The 14544-nt window shown below is 61.5% G+C and carries 19 protein-coding genes; 11 read left to right on the plus strand and 8 right to left on the minus strand.

The features are described 5' to 3' along the window. Window positions 1-68 precede the first annotated feature (68 nt). The gene (locus J5N58_RS01470; RefSeq protein WP_244709320.1) at window positions 69-707 is read right to left on the minus strand and encodes a TetR/AcrR family transcriptional regulator; all 639 of its coding nucleotides are present in this window, start codon (window positions 705-707) and stop codon (window positions 69-71) included. Window positions 708-963: 256 nt separating this feature from the next. Between J5N58_RS01470 and J5N58_RS01475 the strand changes: the two genes are divergently transcribed. Continuing rightward, window positions 964-1356 (plus strand): DUF4087 domain-containing protein, encoded by a 393-nt coding sequence (locus tag J5N58_RS01475; protein WP_244709322.1) that lies wholly within the window; start codon window positions 964-966, stop codon window positions 1354-1356. A 32-nt stretch (window positions 1357-1388) separates the two neighbouring features. Here the strand turns inward: J5N58_RS01475 and J5N58_RS01480 are convergent, their stop codons facing one another. Beyond that, on the minus strand, window positions 1389-1853 hold the full coding sequence (locus J5N58_RS01480; RefSeq protein WP_113443483.1) for an Lrp/AsnC family transcriptional regulator: 465 nt from the start codon (window positions 1851-1853) through the stop codon (window positions 1389-1391). A 160-nt stretch (window positions 1854-2013) separates the two neighbouring features. Between J5N58_RS01480 and J5N58_RS01485 the strand changes: the two genes are divergently transcribed. Both J5N58_RS01485 and J5N58_RS01490 read left to right on the plus strand, forming a co-directional pair. After that, window positions 2014-2706: an aspartate/glutamate racemase family protein gene (locus tag J5N58_RS01485; protein ID WP_113486966.1), complete on the plus strand. Its 693-nt coding sequence runs from the start codon at window positions 2014-2016 to the stop codon at window positions 2704-2706. 91 nt (window positions 2707-2797) lie between these two features. Beyond that, a complete protein-coding gene (locus J5N58_RS01490; protein WP_244709324.1) occupies window positions 2798-3727 on the plus strand; it encodes a bifunctional helix-turn-helix transcriptional regulator/GNAT family N-acetyltransferase in 930 nt (309 codons plus the stop codon). A 9-nt stretch (window positions 3728-3736) separates the two neighbouring features. Here the strand turns inward: J5N58_RS01490 and J5N58_RS01495 are convergent, their stop codons facing one another. Beyond that, on the minus strand, window positions 3737-4141 hold the full coding sequence (locus tag J5N58_RS01495) for a winged helix-turn-helix transcriptional regulator (RefSeq protein ID WP_112828093.1): 405 nt from the start codon (window positions 4139-4141) through the stop codon (window positions 3737-3739). Between the two features lie 140 nt (window positions 4142-4281). Here J5N58_RS01495 and J5N58_RS01500 point away from each other — a divergent pair, with 140 nt between their 5' ends. Next, complete coding sequence (locus tag J5N58_RS01500; protein WP_112828092.1) at window positions 4282-5166, plus strand: SDR family oxidoreductase; 885 nt, start codon at window positions 4282-4284, stop codon at window positions 5164-5166. A 104-nt stretch (window positions 5167-5270) separates the two neighbouring features. Here the strand turns inward: J5N58_RS01500 and J5N58_RS01505 are convergent, their stop codons facing one another. Then, on the minus strand, window positions 5271-6023 hold the full coding sequence (locus J5N58_RS01505) for a pyridoxine 5'-phosphate synthase (RefSeq protein WP_244709327.1): 753 nt from the start codon (window positions 6021-6023) through the stop codon (window positions 5271-5273). 352 nt (window positions 6024-6375) lie between these two features. Between J5N58_RS01505 and J5N58_RS01510 the strand changes: the two genes are divergently transcribed. From J5N58_RS01510 to J5N58_RS01520, 3 genes are all read left to right on the plus strand, one after another. Continuing rightward, the gene (locus tag J5N58_RS01510) at window positions 6376-7386 is read left to right on the plus strand and encodes a hypothetical protein (protein WP_244709329.1); all 1011 of its coding nucleotides are present in this window, start codon (window positions 6376-6378) and stop codon (window positions 7384-7386) included. Between the two features lie 216 nt (window positions 7387-7602). Continuing rightward, window positions 7603-8292: a MerR family transcriptional regulator gene (locus tag J5N58_RS01515; protein ID WP_244709331.1), complete on the plus strand. Its 690-nt coding sequence runs from the start codon at window positions 7603-7605 to the stop codon at window positions 8290-8292. 167 nt (window positions 8293-8459) lie between these two features. Then, a complete protein-coding gene (locus tag J5N58_RS01520; protein WP_244709333.1) occupies window positions 8460-8993 on the plus strand; it encodes a DUF4405 domain-containing protein in 534 nt (177 codons plus the stop codon). A 21-nt stretch (window positions 8994-9014) separates the two neighbouring features. On the opposite strand, the gene J5N58_RS01525 is transcribed toward J5N58_RS01520, so the two are convergent. Beyond that, window positions 9015-10142, minus strand: coding sequence for an ATP-dependent DNA helicase (locus J5N58_RS01525; protein ID WP_112828087.1), 1128 nt, complete (start codon window positions 10140-10142; stop codon window positions 9015-9017). Window positions 10143-10325: 183 nt separating this feature from the next. Between J5N58_RS01525 and J5N58_RS01530 the strand changes: the two genes are divergently transcribed. The 4 genes from J5N58_RS01530 to J5N58_RS01545 are packed head-to-tail and all read left to right on the plus strand — an operon-like array spanning window position 10326 to window position 12755. Next, a complete protein-coding gene (locus tag J5N58_RS01530) occupies window positions 10326-10697 on the plus strand; it encodes a COG4315 family predicted lipoprotein (RefSeq protein WP_112828086.1) in 372 nt (123 codons plus the stop codon). Continuing rightward, window positions 10681-11265, plus strand: coding sequence for an RNA polymerase sigma factor (locus tag J5N58_RS01535; RefSeq protein ID WP_425314440.1), 585 nt, complete (start codon window positions 10681-10683; stop codon window positions 11263-11265). Before J5N58_RS01530 ends, J5N58_RS01535 begins: the two co-directional genes overlap by 17 nt. Beyond that, on the plus strand, window positions 11262-12056 hold the full coding sequence (locus J5N58_RS01540) for an anti-sigma factor family protein (protein ID WP_244709335.1): 795 nt from the start codon (window positions 11262-11264) through the stop codon (window positions 12054-12056). The genes J5N58_RS01535 and J5N58_RS01540 overlap by 4 nt, the downstream gene beginning before the upstream one ends. A 33-nt stretch (window positions 12057-12089) precedes the next feature. Then, entirely contained in the window at window positions 12090-12755 is a 666-nt protein-coding gene (locus J5N58_RS01545; protein ID WP_244709337.1) for a glutathione S-transferase family protein, read from the plus strand. 7 nt (window positions 12756-12762) lie between these two features. On the opposite strand, the gene J5N58_RS01550 is transcribed toward J5N58_RS01545, so the two are convergent. Genes J5N58_RS01550 through nthA form a run of 3 tightly spaced genes read right to left on the minus strand, consistent with a single transcriptional unit; the run spans window position 12763 to window position 14439 of the window. Continuing rightward, the gene (locus J5N58_RS01550; protein WP_112828082.1) at window positions 12763-13137 is read right to left on the minus strand and encodes a nitrile hydratase accessory protein; all 375 of its coding nucleotides are present in this window, start codon (window positions 13135-13137) and stop codon (window positions 12763-12765) included. After that, window positions 13124-13783 carry a nitrile hydratase subunit beta gene (gene nthB / locus J5N58_RS01555; RefSeq protein ID WP_112828081.1) on the minus strand — a complete coding sequence of 220 codons (660 nt, stop codon included), beginning with the start codon at window positions 13781-13783 and terminating at the stop codon, window positions 13124-13126. Before nthB ends, J5N58_RS01550 begins: the two co-directional genes overlap by 14 nt. Then, entirely contained in the window at window positions 13780-14439 is a 660-nt protein-coding gene (gene nthA, locus J5N58_RS01560) for a nitrile hydratase subunit alpha (protein ID WP_244709340.1), read from the minus strand. Before nthA ends, nthB begins: the two co-directional genes overlap by 4 nt. Between the last annotated feature and the right edge of the window lie 105 nt (window positions 14440-14544).

The raw sequence follows: 14544 nt of genomic DNA on the forward strand, positions 1-14544 counted from the left end.
ATTTTCCTTCCCTATGCTTGTCGGTTGTAATGGGTGTCGGTATTCGGCGAACCGTTGAGGGCGGAACCCTACGGCCCGACCAAGGCTTTTTCCGTGCCGTAGAGCACGAGGAAGGCGTGTACCGCTTTCTCGGCCCTGGCAGCGAAATTCTTCGGATTGGGCGCCTCGCCGAGCAGCATGCGCACATGCAGGTCGGAGACAATCAGCCCGTAAAGCGTGCGATAAGCCTCTTCGCCATCGGAAAAGCGCAACAGGCCATCGCGCTGGCCCGCGTCGAGAAGCGCCCGCGCGCGCCGGTCGATCTGCCGGCGGCCTCGCTCGAGCAAGAGCGTGCCAAGCTTCGATCCGTCACGGCTGCTCTGGCCGATCGCTAGACGGTTGAGCGCCAGCGAAACGTCGCCCGCGAGAACATCCAGCAGGTCGTGGGCGAAGACATCGAGATGATCCTTGAGGCTCGCGGCAGTCAGGCGTTCGCCCGGACGCTCGACGGTCCTGACCTTGCTCGCCTGATAGGAAATCATCGCGGACAGCAGGCCGTCGCGATCCCCGAACCACTTGTAGAGGCTTTCCTTGGAGCAGTTGGCGGCGCGCGCCAGACCGGCGGTCGTCAGCGCCTTGTCACCGCCCTCAACGAGCAGACGCAACGCTTCCGCCAGAACGGCGCTCTGGCGCGGCGAGAATTCAGCGGTGGCGGCTTCGGTCTGCAAGACGATGATCCTCAAGTACCGTACGGTACGGTTCTGTTTATCGGCAAAAAAATCGGCGGTCAAGTCCCTTCAAAAAGACGGTCGTCCAACGCCGGCATCAGATCCATGAACCGGCTGTGACAAGGATCGAGAACGAAAGCCGGAAAACCGTCGACGGTGAATGAACTCTGATCCCGGCCAGTTTTGGTGTTTGGCCTCGCTGCCACAGCGCGATAAAGCAGGACGATCAACTCATCCGGCCCAAAGGATCGTCTCCATGTCGTTGCGCTTCGCCACCCTGCTTATAGCCTCCGCCAGCCTCCTTGCTGCGACCCCGCTGGCCGCAGCACCCGAGAATCGCTGCGGCTGGATCCAGAATCCCACACCCGGCAACTACTGGCTGGACGACCGTGACGGCACCTGGATCATCACCACGCAAGGGATGGACGACGAACCGCTCGGCATGGAGAACTTTCCGGACATCTCGACCGGCGACTACGTGGCTGTCAACGGCAACTACGGCTACACCTGCGGCTGCATAACGGCCGAGACGACAAGGGAGACCGATCGGCAGTCATCGACAAGCGGCAAGATTACCGCCGTCTACAGCGTGAAACTGCTTCCCCTCAACAAGTGCCTGGCGGACCGCAAGCTGCCCAAGCCGGAATAAAGAGTGTCGCGCGGACACGCCGGTCTTCGGCCTCAGACGGCATAACCGACCGGCACCGCCTGCCCGCTCTTCAGCGTTTCCATCGAAATGAAGGCAGAAACGTCGAACAGTTCGATACGCTTCACGAGGCGGCGATAGACCACGTCGTAGTGCTCGACCTGGGGCAGCACGACCTTCAGCAGGTAGTCGTAACTGCCCGTCAGTCTGTGCGCCTCGACGATCTCGGCAATGTCGGCGATAGCGCCCCGAAACGTCTCGATCCAGTCATCGGAGTGATGCGCCGTCTTAACGAGGGCGAAGACGGTCGTCGGCACGCCGATTTTCTCCCGATCGAGAAGGGCGATCCGCTTTGAGATATACCCTGTATCCTCCAGCCGCTGGATACGGCGGGAACAAGCCGAGGCGGATAGCGAAACCAGTTCGGCGAGGTCGGCAAGCGGAATGGAGGCGTCGCGCTGCAGGGCGTCGAGAATCTTGCGGTCGCGATCGTCGATCATATACAACTCCAAACTGCCGGACTGACGCCGGAAAACTGCAGAAAATATCTACATTTCGCATTCAATATGCGCGAACTATGGATGCAGCCTTCGTATTTGCAAGCCGTTCGCCCGGATCATGCGTCATAATCCCAAGAACAATTTCTTCCGGAGAAGCAAGATGAAGCGTGTGGGTCTGATCGGCGGCATGAGTTTTGAGAGTTCGGCGGTTTATTACCGGCTTATCAACGAGATGGTCCGCGATCGCGTCGGCGGTCTGGCCTCGGCCGACCTGCTGATGCATTCGGTCGATTTTTCCGAAATCGTCGGCTATCAGAAGGCCGGACGGTGGGACCTTGCCGAAAAGCGCCTCGCCGAGGTCGCGGGCGGTCTGCAGGCGGCAGGTGCGGAATGTGTCCTGATCTGCACCAACACCATGCATCTCGTGGCCGACGCCGTGTCGCAGTCCGTCGCTATCCCACTGCTCAACATCATCGATGTGACAGCACGTGAGATCGTTGCGAAGGGCTACCGTCGCCCCCTGCTCCTCGCAACCCGTTACACGATGGAGCACGGCTTCTACGCCGAGCGCATGCGGACACATGGCCTCGATCCGCTCGTCCCGGACGAGGATGATCGCATTCGAGCGCATTCGATCATTTTCGACGAATTGTGCGCGGGTCATGTCCGGGACGCCTCCCGATCGGCCATGAATGCCATGATCGAGAAAGCGAAACACGCCGGCGCGGACAGCGTCATCCTCGGCTGCACGGAAATCTGCCTCCTTCTCGATCCGGACAAACTTTCCCTGCCCGGTTTCGATTCCACCCAGCTTCACGCCACTGCGGCGGCAGACTTCGCGCTCGCCGCCTGACGGAAGACCCCGCAAACAATTTGACCAAGTCAACTAACTCGTTGCCTAGGTCACACTCTTCGTCTATTCAGCATCCAAAGGGAGAACATCGATGCTGGATAGACGAGACCTTGCGACCATCGAAGCGATGCGCGCCTTCAACCGCTTCTATACGGACCGGATCGGGGTTCTGGACCGCGCCTATCTGAAGGCCAACTACACATTGACGGAGGCGCGCATCGTCTATGAACTCGGTGTCCGCGGCAGGGCTTCCGCGGCCGAACTCGTTCGTGACCTGCACCTCGACCCCGCCTATCTCAGCCGCATTCTCAAGGCGTTCCGCTCTGCGGAACTGGTAGAGCAGACGCGCGATCCGGATGACGGTCGCAGCCAGATCATCAGCCTCACGCCGAGAGGTGTTGCGGAATACGAGGCACTCGGCGAGCTGTCGCGCAGCCAGCTCGAAGAGATGCTGGCGCCGCTTGGCCCCGCCGAAAAAGCCACTCTGGTCGAGGCCATGGCGGCGATCACCGGCCTGCTTGATGACGACAGGCGCAACGAGGCACCGCCCATCCTGAGGCCTCATCGCCCCGGCGACCTCGGTTGGATCATCGAGTCCCAGACGCAATTTTATGTGCGGGAATTCGGCTGGAACGACAAGTTCGAGGCGCTCGTCTCGGAAGTCGCCGCAAATTTCCTGAACGGCTTCAATCCAGCCCGCGATTACTGCTGGATTGCCGAGCGTCGCGGCATCCGGATCGGTTCGGCAGTGGTCATGGATGGCGGCGGCGATGTCGCCAAACTCCGCCTGCTCTATGTGGATGAGGCCGCCCGTGGGCTGGGTCTCGGACGCCTGCTTGTCCAGCAGTGCATCGATTTCGCCCGACGCGCCGGCTATCGGCAGATCACGCTTTGGACCAACGACATCCTGCATGCCGCCCGGCATATCTATGTCTCCCTCGGCTTCAGGCTGGTGTCGGAGGAACGGCACACGCTCTTCGGTCCGCAACTGAACGGCCAGACATGGACGCTCGATTTCTGAACACGCCGCTCAGACGCCCTCGGCATCGAAACGCTGGCGCGCTTCCCGGACGGCAAGAAAATTCGCCTCGGCCCATTCCAGCAGGCTGGACAGCGCCTTGAACAGCGACTGGCCCAGTTCCGTCAGACGATATTCCACGCTCGGAGGCTTGGTCGGAAAAACCGTGCGCTGGACATAGCCGTCCCGCTGCAGTTCACGAAGCGTCTGCGTCAGCATGCGCTGCGAGATGTCGGGCACCAGCCGCCGCAGTTCACCGAACCGGAAAGGCCGCTCCCACAAGAGGATCAGGATCAGTGTCGACCATTTGCCGCCGATATGGTCGATCACGGACCGCACCGGACAGTCGGCAAGCGACGGTCCTTCGCTCCGGTAGGCAGCGATCTTGGCTTCGTAGCCGGTGATGGCAACAGTCATGGAGTTCCCTTTTAAGCCGGTGGGCACCAAAAAGTGCCTTCTTTACAAGACAGCGTCAATTCCCAATTTAGCGTTACTCTCATTTTGAGAGCGCCATTTCCGCCACGGACCTCCCGCGGCAACACAAAAGGAAAAGACCCATGAGCAAGATTCTCGTCACCGGTGCCTCCGGCAAGCTCGGCAGCCTTGTCATCGACAACCTGATCGCCAAACAGGGCGTTGCCCCTGCCGATATCGTTGCCGGCACGCGCGACCCGTCGAAGCTTTCCGCCCTCGCAGCCAGGGGCGTCGAGGCCCGCAAGGTCGATTTCGACGATCCGGCTTCGCTGGAGACTGCCTTCAAGGGCATCGATCGCCTGCTGATTATCTCGACCGACGAACTGGCTACGCCGGGCAAGCGCCTCGTTCAGCACAAGGCCGCCGTAGAGGCCGCGAGGAAGGTCGGCGTCGGACGCCTTTTCTATACCTCCCTGCCCAACCCGGAAACATCGAAGGTCACCTTCGCTCCCGATCACCTCGGCACGGAAGAAGCAATCAAGGCCACGGGTCTGCCCTACACCATCTTCCGTAACAGCTGGTACATGGAAAATCTGTTCATGGCGCTTCCGGCCGCCCTCGGCAGCGGCCACTGGTACACCGCATCCGGCCAGGGCAGAATCGGCCACATCGCCCGCGGAGACATCGCCAAGGCCATTGCCGGCGCGCTCGCCAAGCCGGTTTCGGAAAGCGTCATCTACACGCTGACGGGCGAAAAGACCTACACGACCGACGAGATTGCAGCCCTCGTCCGCGAAGCAACCGGCAAGCCGCTCGCCGTCGTCCACGTGACCGACGAACAACTGGCGGCCGGCATGGCCGGCGCTGGCGTCCCCGCCCCCTTCATCCCGACCTTCGTTTCCTTCGACACGAATATCCGCGAAGGCCTCTTCGACATCGTCAACAACGATGCGGAAAAGCTGTCGGGTGAAAAGCTGGTTCAACTCAAGGACTTCCTGCTCGAGAACAAGGCTGCCCTCAGCGCCTGATGCGGAGAATACCAGACGACGAAGGCCCGGCGCCCAAGGCCGGGCCTCTTGACAGGGTTATTGCTTGCCGTGTCCGAAGATCGATCGAAACGTCCTGCGCCCCGTCAGACAGCCTGACCGCAGGCACGTCGGAAGCGGCGAACCGTCTCACCCATTCCGTATTCCAGGGCATCCGCCGTCAGTCCGTGACCGATCGACACCTCGGCAAGTCCAGGAATGCGCTTCATCAGCGCCGGCAGGTTGGCGACCGTCAGGTCATGGCCGGCATTGACCGCAAGGCCGCAGGCGAGTGCGGCATCCGCCGTCCGTCCAAGCAGGTCGATCTCCCTCGCGGCCTTTTCCGGGTTATCGAAACAACCGCCATAAGGACCCGTATAGAGTTCGATGCGGTCGGCCCCCGTCTCCCTCGCGACAGCGACCGCATCGGCATCGCCGTCACCGTCGGCGAACAGCGAAACACGCATGCCTTTCGATTTCAGCCGCGCGACGGTATCCGACAGGAATGCCTTGTGCTTCCTGAAATCCCAGCCGTGATCCGAAGTTGCCTGGCTCGGATCGTCGGGCACAAGCGTCACCTGCTCCGGCTCCGTCTTCTCGCAAAGAACAATGAAATCCTCGGTCGGATAACCCTCGATATTGAATTCGGCATGGGGAAAATCGTCGTCGATCAGCGCACGCAGCACCGGAAGGTCCGTGAAACGGATATGCCGCTGGTCCGGCCGGGGATGAACGGTCAGGCCGCTTGCTCCGGCTTCGAGCGCCAGCCGTCCGAAGCGCGCAACGTCCGGCCAGGGCAGATCCCGGCGGTTGCGCAGCATGGCGATAGCATTGAGATTGACGGAGAGCTTTGCCGGCATCGCGATCTTTCCAGAGTGTTATTTTTTCAGAGCCAAGCATTTAGGCGATCGCACTCCGGAACGCCAACGAGAATCGCGCATGTTCCCATCGACGGCGCTGATGGATGCATTCCCGCTCCGGCGAAACCGGCGACAATCCCAAGTTTTTGGGGGAAATGATAAAAATTGGCTATTTTCCTCAGCTTTAGCTTTGTGGCATTTCCGCGATGGCGGTAAGATCGGCAAAAATGAGACGTGTCTTGCAAGACGTCGTGCTTCCAAAGGGCTTTGGTTCCACCCGGACAGCGACATACACGATGGCTCGGTTCTTGCACAATGCTGCTCTTGCACAATACGACACCATGGAGAAACGATGAGTGAGGATCGGCGCATAGACAGCGACAGCGTGAAGCTTGCGCTCCAGGCGATTCTCGGCAGCCAGACCTTTGCCCGCTCCGAACGCCTGCGAGCATTCCTGAAGTTCGTCGTAGAGATGGAGCAGCTTGGGCTCGCCCATCAATTGAAGGGATATACGATCGGCATCGATGTCTTTTCCCGGGACGAATCCTTCGATCCGGGCGCCGATCCTCTTGTGCGGGTTCAGGCGGGAAAGCTGCGCCGCTTGCTCAATCAGTATTACGCCGACGAGGGACGCCACGAACCGTTGCGCATCCGCATCCCGCTTGGCTGCTATGTCCCGATCTACGAAAGGGCTCCGGTCGAAAGCCGCCGCTTCGCTGCGGACAAGCCCGCGGCAAGCTGGCCGGAAATGATATCGCTTCCCCTGATGCCGCAGACGTCAAGCTCCGTGAACGCCGCACAATCCGCCTATGGCCTGCCACGCATCGCCGTCACGCCGATCGACGGTTCCGACTGGCGAACCCGGATCTTCGCGAATGCGGTGCGCATGTCCGCCAGGCATTTCCGGGGTGTGGAGCTGGATTGCCGCGAGGCGGGCGACCGTAACGACGAGGCACTCGATTTCGCCATCGAGATCGGCTCCGAGGAAGGCGCGGCTCCGCTCACGGCAAGCCTGCGGCATCGTCAGTCGGGCAAGCTGGTCATCAGCCACTCGCGCAGTGCAGGCGAGACGGGTTCAAGCCGGCAGATCGCCCTCTTCGCCAATCACTTCTGCACCGAGAGCCTGTCACTGACCGGGCAGCTCTACCACTTTTGCCGTTGCCGGGGGATCTCATCGGTGCTGATGGACTGCATAGAGGCGACCTACCTTTACCAACTCGACAATTCCGATGACGCCTTCCTGGAGGCGACGCGCCAGCAGCAGCGGCTTGTTCATCCCTATCCTTTGACCCATTTCGTCAACGAGCTTTCGGATCTCATTGCGCTTACGGCGGATACCGGCCGGACCGTGCGGCAGGGGTGACATCACCCCGACCGGCCCTTGCCTTGTTACGCGGTTTGCAAAAGGCCCGGCCAAGGATTAATCTGAAGTTTTACATCGCCCGAAAGACAACTTTTTGAATGTGGCGAGGGGGGCACGGCGTCCCTCTCGCGTATTTATTGCCGTGCGTGGGCGGCACGAGGGACGGACGGAAAATGCACTGAGAGGAACGACAGGAACGCTGGACAGGGGGAGGTCATGGCGGAAGGGTTGCACCATCGGCAAGCGGCTGGCGAAGCAAGAGCCGGCATCACATCGGACACGATTTTTCTGCCGGGGGTCGAGCTGCCGGCGCCCCTGCCGGAAGAGCCGGTTGCCATAGCGGAGATGGCGACCCTCTTCGGCGTCACCCACCGCACCCTGCATTTCTACGAGGAGAAGGGTCTCATCAAGGCGGGACGCGTCGGCCTGATGCGTGTCTACAGCCGCGGGGATATCGCCCGCATGGCGGTGATTACCGCCTGCCGGGACGTCGGCATGCCGGTCGCGGCGATAAAAGATCTCATGCAGGCGCTGGAGAACGCCCGCTCCCGGGAAGAGAGCGACGCACTATTCGCCGAAGCACTGCTGGCCCGACAGCGGGAATTGACCGCCATTCTCTCTACCACCCATCACCAGATGCAGCAGATTACCCGGCTACTGGCGCAAGACAGGGACGAGGCGCGAAATGCGCGCGTGCAGCAGGCCCAGCGCATCGGGCTGACCGACCTGGAACGCCGCTGCCTCGAACTGATGGCGGAAGGCTATGCGTCGTTGCGGCTGGCCCGCGCGCTCGACATGAGCGCCGGCGAAATCAACGCCGTCGAGGAGGAGATCATCCGCAAATTTGACGCCAGCAACAGGTTTCAGGCTGTCGCAAAGGCAGTCCTGCTCGGCCTCGTCGGTTAGCCGCCGGCCACAATCCCTGGCCGCTTTGCCAAAAACCGCCGGCATGCACCACAGGTTCACGGCACCGATAAAGCGGCAAATCGTCCAGGATTTGTCGACGGTCAATTCCTACCGGAATTTAACGGGACTTACGTTCTCGCAGGAGGTAGCCAGAGACTGTTCAAACAATGAGTGAGCTTACGAAAATGCCTACCTTCCTGTCCCGTTACGCAACGCCCTTCATCACCGGTTTTTTCCTCGTCTCCCTTGTCTCCGGCATCGCTCTCTTCTTCCATGTCGGCACGGCCGCGTTCCGCGAGATGCATGAATGGTTGAGCATGGTGCTCATCCTGCCCTTCGTTCTGCACATGTGGAAGAACTGGCGGCCATTCATGATGTATTTCAAACGTCTCCCCATGACGGTCGCGCTCGGCCTCTGTCTTGTCTCCGGCCTCGTCTTTGCATGGCCGGCCATCACCGGGACGGCAAGCGGCACCGGCGGCAATCCGGCCATTGCGATGGCAGGCATCGTCGCCGGCGGAACGCCCGCACAAGTGGCTCCCCTGCTCGGCCATACCGAGGAAAGCCTTGTCGCCTCATTGAAGGAAAAGGGCTACAGCGCTGCCGACGCGGGCAAAAAACTCTCGGATATCGCGTCGGCCTCCGGCAAGGAGCCGATGGCGATGATGGCCACGCTCGCCTCGCTGCGCACGAACCCGTGACGCTTTTGCGAAAAACGACGCTTACCGGACGATGGTCAGCGTCTCCGCGGCGCGGGTGACTGCGGTATAGAGCCAGCGCTCGCGGGTATCGCGGAACGCCCAGCTCTCGTCGAACAGGACGACATCGTTCCATTGCGAGCCCTGTGCCTTGTGCACGGTGAGCGCATAGCCGTAGTCGAACTCGTCGTAGCGCTTCCGGGTCGACCAGGGGATTTCCCCCTCGATATCCTCGAACGCGGCCTTCAACAGCTTGATCTTGGCCGCCCCGCGATCCATGTCGTCGTCTTCCGGCCGGATCAGCAGGTTGATGCCGGGCTTCACCGTCTCCCGCGATGAGGTCATCACCTGCCAGAGCGAACCGTTCAGAAGACCCTTGACCTGATCGTTGCGCAGACACACCAGCTTGTCGCCCGCCTGCGGATAGTCGACCGTGAAACCCTTGAGCTCCCGCAGGCGCTTGTTATAGCGGCGCCGCGTCTTGTTGGTGCCGACCAGCACCTGGTCCGCGCCCAGCACCAGTTCCTGTGTGACATCGTTGCGGGAAATCACCCGGGCGGTGCCATAATCGCCATGCATGATCTCCTTGCCTTCGCGCACCTGCATCGCAAGCTGGATGATCGGATTGTCCCGCGCCTGACGGTGGATATCCGTGAGCAGATAATCGGGCTCCTGCTCGGTGAAGAAGCCGCCGCCCGAGACCGGCGGCAACTGTCCGGGATCGCCGAGAACCAGAATGGGGGTTCCGAAGCTCATCAGGTCCTTGCCCAATTGTTCGTCCACCATCGAGCACTCGTCGATCACGATCAGCGCCGCCTTGGCAACCGGGCTCTGCCGGTTGATCGAGAACATCGGCGCGATGGACGTCTTGCCCGTCTCCTCGTCCTCGACAGCCTCCTCGCCCCGTGGACGATAGATCAGCGAGTGAATGGTCTTGGCGTTCGAAGCCCCGCGCGAGCGCAGCACCTGCGCCGCCTTGCCCGTGAAGGCGGCGAACAGGACGTCGCCCTCGACATGCTCGGCAAAATATCGGGCAAGCGTCGTCTTGCCCGTGCCGGCATAGCCGAAAAGGCGAAAAACCGGCTGTCTGCCCTCCTTCAGCCATTTGGAAACGGCTTTCAGGGCTTCATCCTGTTGAGGTGCGAACTGCATGGACCGACTTGTCAGGATTCGCTCGGAAAAGGCAAGCAAAGCGTGAACAGTGCGGAAACAACGGAGACAAATCCGCGGCCGGAGAAAATCGGCGGAGACGAGGGAATAAAATGACCGGCTGCGGTGTCTAACTCTCAGGCGGAACCATGACGGTGTCCGCCCGCAACATTCGGAGGAAGTCCCATGAAAGCCCGTTTGCTCCTTTCCGTCGCTCTCATCGCCCTTGCCGGACCGGCACTGGCCCAACCTTTCATGTCCGTCGAGACCTCTGGCGGCAAAGTGCTTGCCGACGAAAAAGGCATGACGCTCTATACCTTCGACAACGACAAGAAGGGCGAGTCCAGCTGTTACGACGCCTGCGCCGCCAACTGGCCACCCTATCTTGCCGCTTCAAGCGCCACGGCGGAAGGCGCATACTCGCTCGTGACACGCAAGGACGGCAAGAAGCAATGGGCGCTGAACGGCATGCCCCTCTACCTCTTCGTCAAGGACATGAAGCAAGGCGATATGACCGGTGATGGCGTGAAAGGGATCTGGCATGCCGCAAGGCCCTGACAGTCAAGGCCCTAACAAGCAAGCCAAGGGCGATCGCGACGGCGGACCGGGGGAATTCTCCTCCGGTCCCGGCCGTTTCGAAAGCGATATGCTGGCCCTTCTGCCCGCCTTGCGTCGCTACTCCCGCAGCCTTACACGCTCCGATGCCGAAGGCGAGGACCTGTTTCAGGACTGCGTCGAGGCCGCCCTTGCAAGGCGCGCCAACTGGCGCGGAATCAATCTGAAGGCGTGGATCTACGCGATCATGACCAACCTGCACCGCAACAGCGGCCGCCACGCCCGCCGCCATTCGGCCGTCGATCTGGAGGCGGCGGCGGATCTCCCCGCGCCTGCGACGCCCGACGATCCCCTCGAACGCCGGCGGCTGCATGCCGCGCTGAACGGATTGCCGGACGAACAAAGGGCCGTGCTCATGCTGGTTGTCGTCGAGGGCTACGCCTACCACGAAGTCGCGGAAATCCTTGAACTGCCGATCGGCACGGTGATGTCGCGCCTCTCCCGCGCGCGCCAGCGCCTGCGCGACGCGCTTGCCGAAAAGAACATCATTGCCATGCGGAGACCGAAATGACGCAAACTCTCCCCCCCGTGGATGACAGCGATCTGCACGCCTATGTCGACGGTCTTCTGGACGAGGAACGGCGCGCGAAGGTGGAGGTCTGGCTTGACACCCATCCCGAGAAGGCCTCCATGGTCGCCGACTGGCAGAGGCAGAATGCCGGCATCCGCGATCTCTTCCGGGACTACGAGCGGCATGACGAGTCAGACCGGTCCCTGCTTGCCCGCCACGGCTCCACCAGCGGCCCGCATTTTGCCACCGGAACGGTCATGATGCGCCTTGCCGCATCCGTCCTGCTTTTTGCCGCCGGCCTCGCATCCGGCCAGATCGCCCCGACGCTCTTTCGCAACGAGCCGGTACCGGCGGTCACGGAGACCGCCAGTCTTCAGGACCAGGCGCGTTCGGCTTTCCTGATCTATGCAAGCGATGTCCGTCATCCCGTCGAGGTTGGCGCGGACCAGGAAGAGCATCTGGCGGCCTGGCTCGGCAAGCGCCTGGGCTACTCGATGCGCATACCCGACCTTTCGGCTGTCGGCCTGAAACTCGTCGGCGGCAGGCTGGTGCCGGTCAGCGGCAAGGCCGGCGCCATGCTGATGTACGAGGATACCTCCGGCGAAAGGATCACGGTGCTGATCGGCCGCAACGAGGATAACCGCGAAACCAGCTTCCGCTATGCGAGCGACGGCGGCCTTGAGACCTTCTACTGGATTGACGGACCTGTGGGTTATGCGGTGACGGGAGAAATCCCGCGTGAGAGGATGCAGCAAATCGCCGATGAATGCTATCGTCAGTTCGACACCTGATACATTCATGATACGTCCTGCAGGAGAACACGGATGGCGATGAAGCTCTACTTCCATCCTTTGGCCTCTTTCTGCCATAAGGTGCTGATCGCACTTTACGAGAACGACCTCCCATTCGAACCCGTAGTCGTCGATCTCAGCGATGAGGCATCGCGCGAGGCTTTCAGGCAGGTTTGGCCGCCCTTGAGGTTCCCGGTGCTGGTCGATGAGGCCCGGCAGGCGACAGTCGCCGAATCTGCTACCGTCATTGATTATCTCGACAGCTTCGCCAATCCGGCGACCCCTATGGTGCCGCGCAATCCGGACCTCGCCTGGCGGACGCGCATGTGGGATCGGCTGTTCGACGACATGCTGCAACTGCCTATGCAGAAAGTGGTGCTGGATGCCCTTCGCCCAGCGGGCAGCCGTGATGCATTCGGGGTCGAACAGGCGAAGAAGGATATCCGCACCGCCTACGCCTTCATGGAGGAGCGTTGGCCGCAAACCGGCTGGGCCATCGGCCCGGACTTCACGCTGGCCGACTGCTCCGCCGTACCCGCGCTGTTTTACGCCGACACGATCTGCCCGCTCGGCGAGGATTCTCCCCGGCTCAGTGCCTATTTCCTGCGGCTGAAGGAGAGAGCGTCGGTCGCTCGGGTACTGCGGGAGGCCGAACCTTATTTCGGCATGTTTCCGCTCGACCAGAAGCCCGTTCGTTGACCGCCACTCAGGCCCGCAAGGGGTCGTTTTCGAGCAGGATCGGACTGCCATGCGGCGTCGCCTCGGCTGCCCGCTTCCAGCTTTCCTGCAGGGCAAGCACCGTTTCGGCGTCCGCAAGCCCCTTCGAAACCAGAAGCCCGGTCAACGCCGCCACCCAGCCGTCGAAATAGTCTGAACCGTCTTCCGCGCGGTCTGGCTTATGCAGTTCGGCAGACAAAGCCTCGGCCCATTCGCCCCAGGAAAAAAGGCCGCGCTCGTAAAGATGCACGGTTATGGCAAAGGCCTGCGCGTTCCAGGGCTCCGCAAAGACGGGATCGCCTTCCGACGATTTCGGCAGGCCCGGCGACCGCCTGAGCGGCGAGGAAACATCACACCTCGTCAAGATAGCTCTCCCAGGCATCGATCGACACCGTCAGCGACGGATCGGCGCCCTCACCCCAGATTTCGCCGGCGTCGAAGACGACGGTGTAGACCCATTCCGGGTTCTCGCCCCGGCCATGGGCATTGTCGTCGGGAAAGACATAGCTGCCCTGCACAGCCTCGATAACGCCCGCCCTGGCGCGAGCGTAGCGGGGTAACCGGGTATGGGTTTCCGGATTGAAATTCCGGGTACGGACACGATCCCCAACAGAGAACCGCGGCTCGCGATGCACCGGTCGGTCGCAGGGACCGCCCCGCGCCAGAACGCCGGGCACCATATCGGCCTTCAGAATACGCTTTGGCACGGCGCCCTGGCCGATGTCCCGCCCGGAGAAAAGCTCCTCGCGCGTTGCAAAACCATGCCGTTCGAGAAGCGTGTCCAACGCACGAATCCAGATCTCATAGTAGCTTGCGGAAAGATAGTCCGCTGGCGGGATGTTCTCCCTCGCATGACGGCTTTCATCAATCGACCATGCGCCGAAGGCACCGCAGCAAAGCGTCAGGCCAAGCGCGCGCTTTTCCCATTCGGCATGGAAGATCGGCTCGTCCTTCTCCGGCGCAACAGGCCCGAAGCCCATCTGTCCGCCGAGATCGTGCGGGCCGTTCATCGTGCTGCCTCCGGCGAAAGTGCGAGGCCGGTACCGATCATCGAATCCCGCGTGACGAGAGCCGCGAGTGCCGCCTCGTCCATCCCTTCCGTACCGGCGGGACGTTCCGGAATCACGAGATAGCGCAGTTCCGCAGTCGAATCCCAAACACGGATCTTCTTGTCGGCATTGAGCGTCACGCCGAACTCCTCCAGCACCGCGCGAGGATTGATGACCGCGCGCGAGCGATAGGCCGGCGCCTTGTACCACACCGGCGGCAGCCCGAGCACCGCCCACGGATAGCAGGAGCAGAGCGTGCAGACGACCATGTTATGCGTATCAGGCGTATTGGCCACCGCTCGCATGTGTTCGCCCTGCCGACCCGTATAACCGAGGCTCGCGATCGCCGCGGTCGCATCCGCCTTCAACCATTCCGCAAAGGCAGGTTCGCTCCAGGCCTTGGCCACCACATGGGCGCCGTTTCTCGGTCCCACCTTGGTCTCATAGGTCTCGACGATCGCATCGATGGCCGCCGGATCGATCAGGCCCTTTTGCGTCAGCAGGGTTTCCAGCGCACGAACCCGCGCCTGCATATCGGAATAGTGATTGTCGTGATGATGGTCATGACCGTCATGGCCATCGGAATGGGAATGGTGGTCGCGATGATCGTTGTGCACTATGGATACTACCTCATGAGATCGGTGGAGAGAAAGGAGATCCCCGATACCGCTCGTCGGCGCAGCATCGACCAAAGAGCGCTGACAGGCAAGGCAGCGATCTCA

This window comes from Paenirhizobium cremeum (assembly GCF_022884085.1).
Classification (GTDB): domain Bacteria; phylum Pseudomonadota; class Alphaproteobacteria; order Rhizobiales; family Rhizobiaceae; genus Allorhizobium; species Allorhizobium cremeum.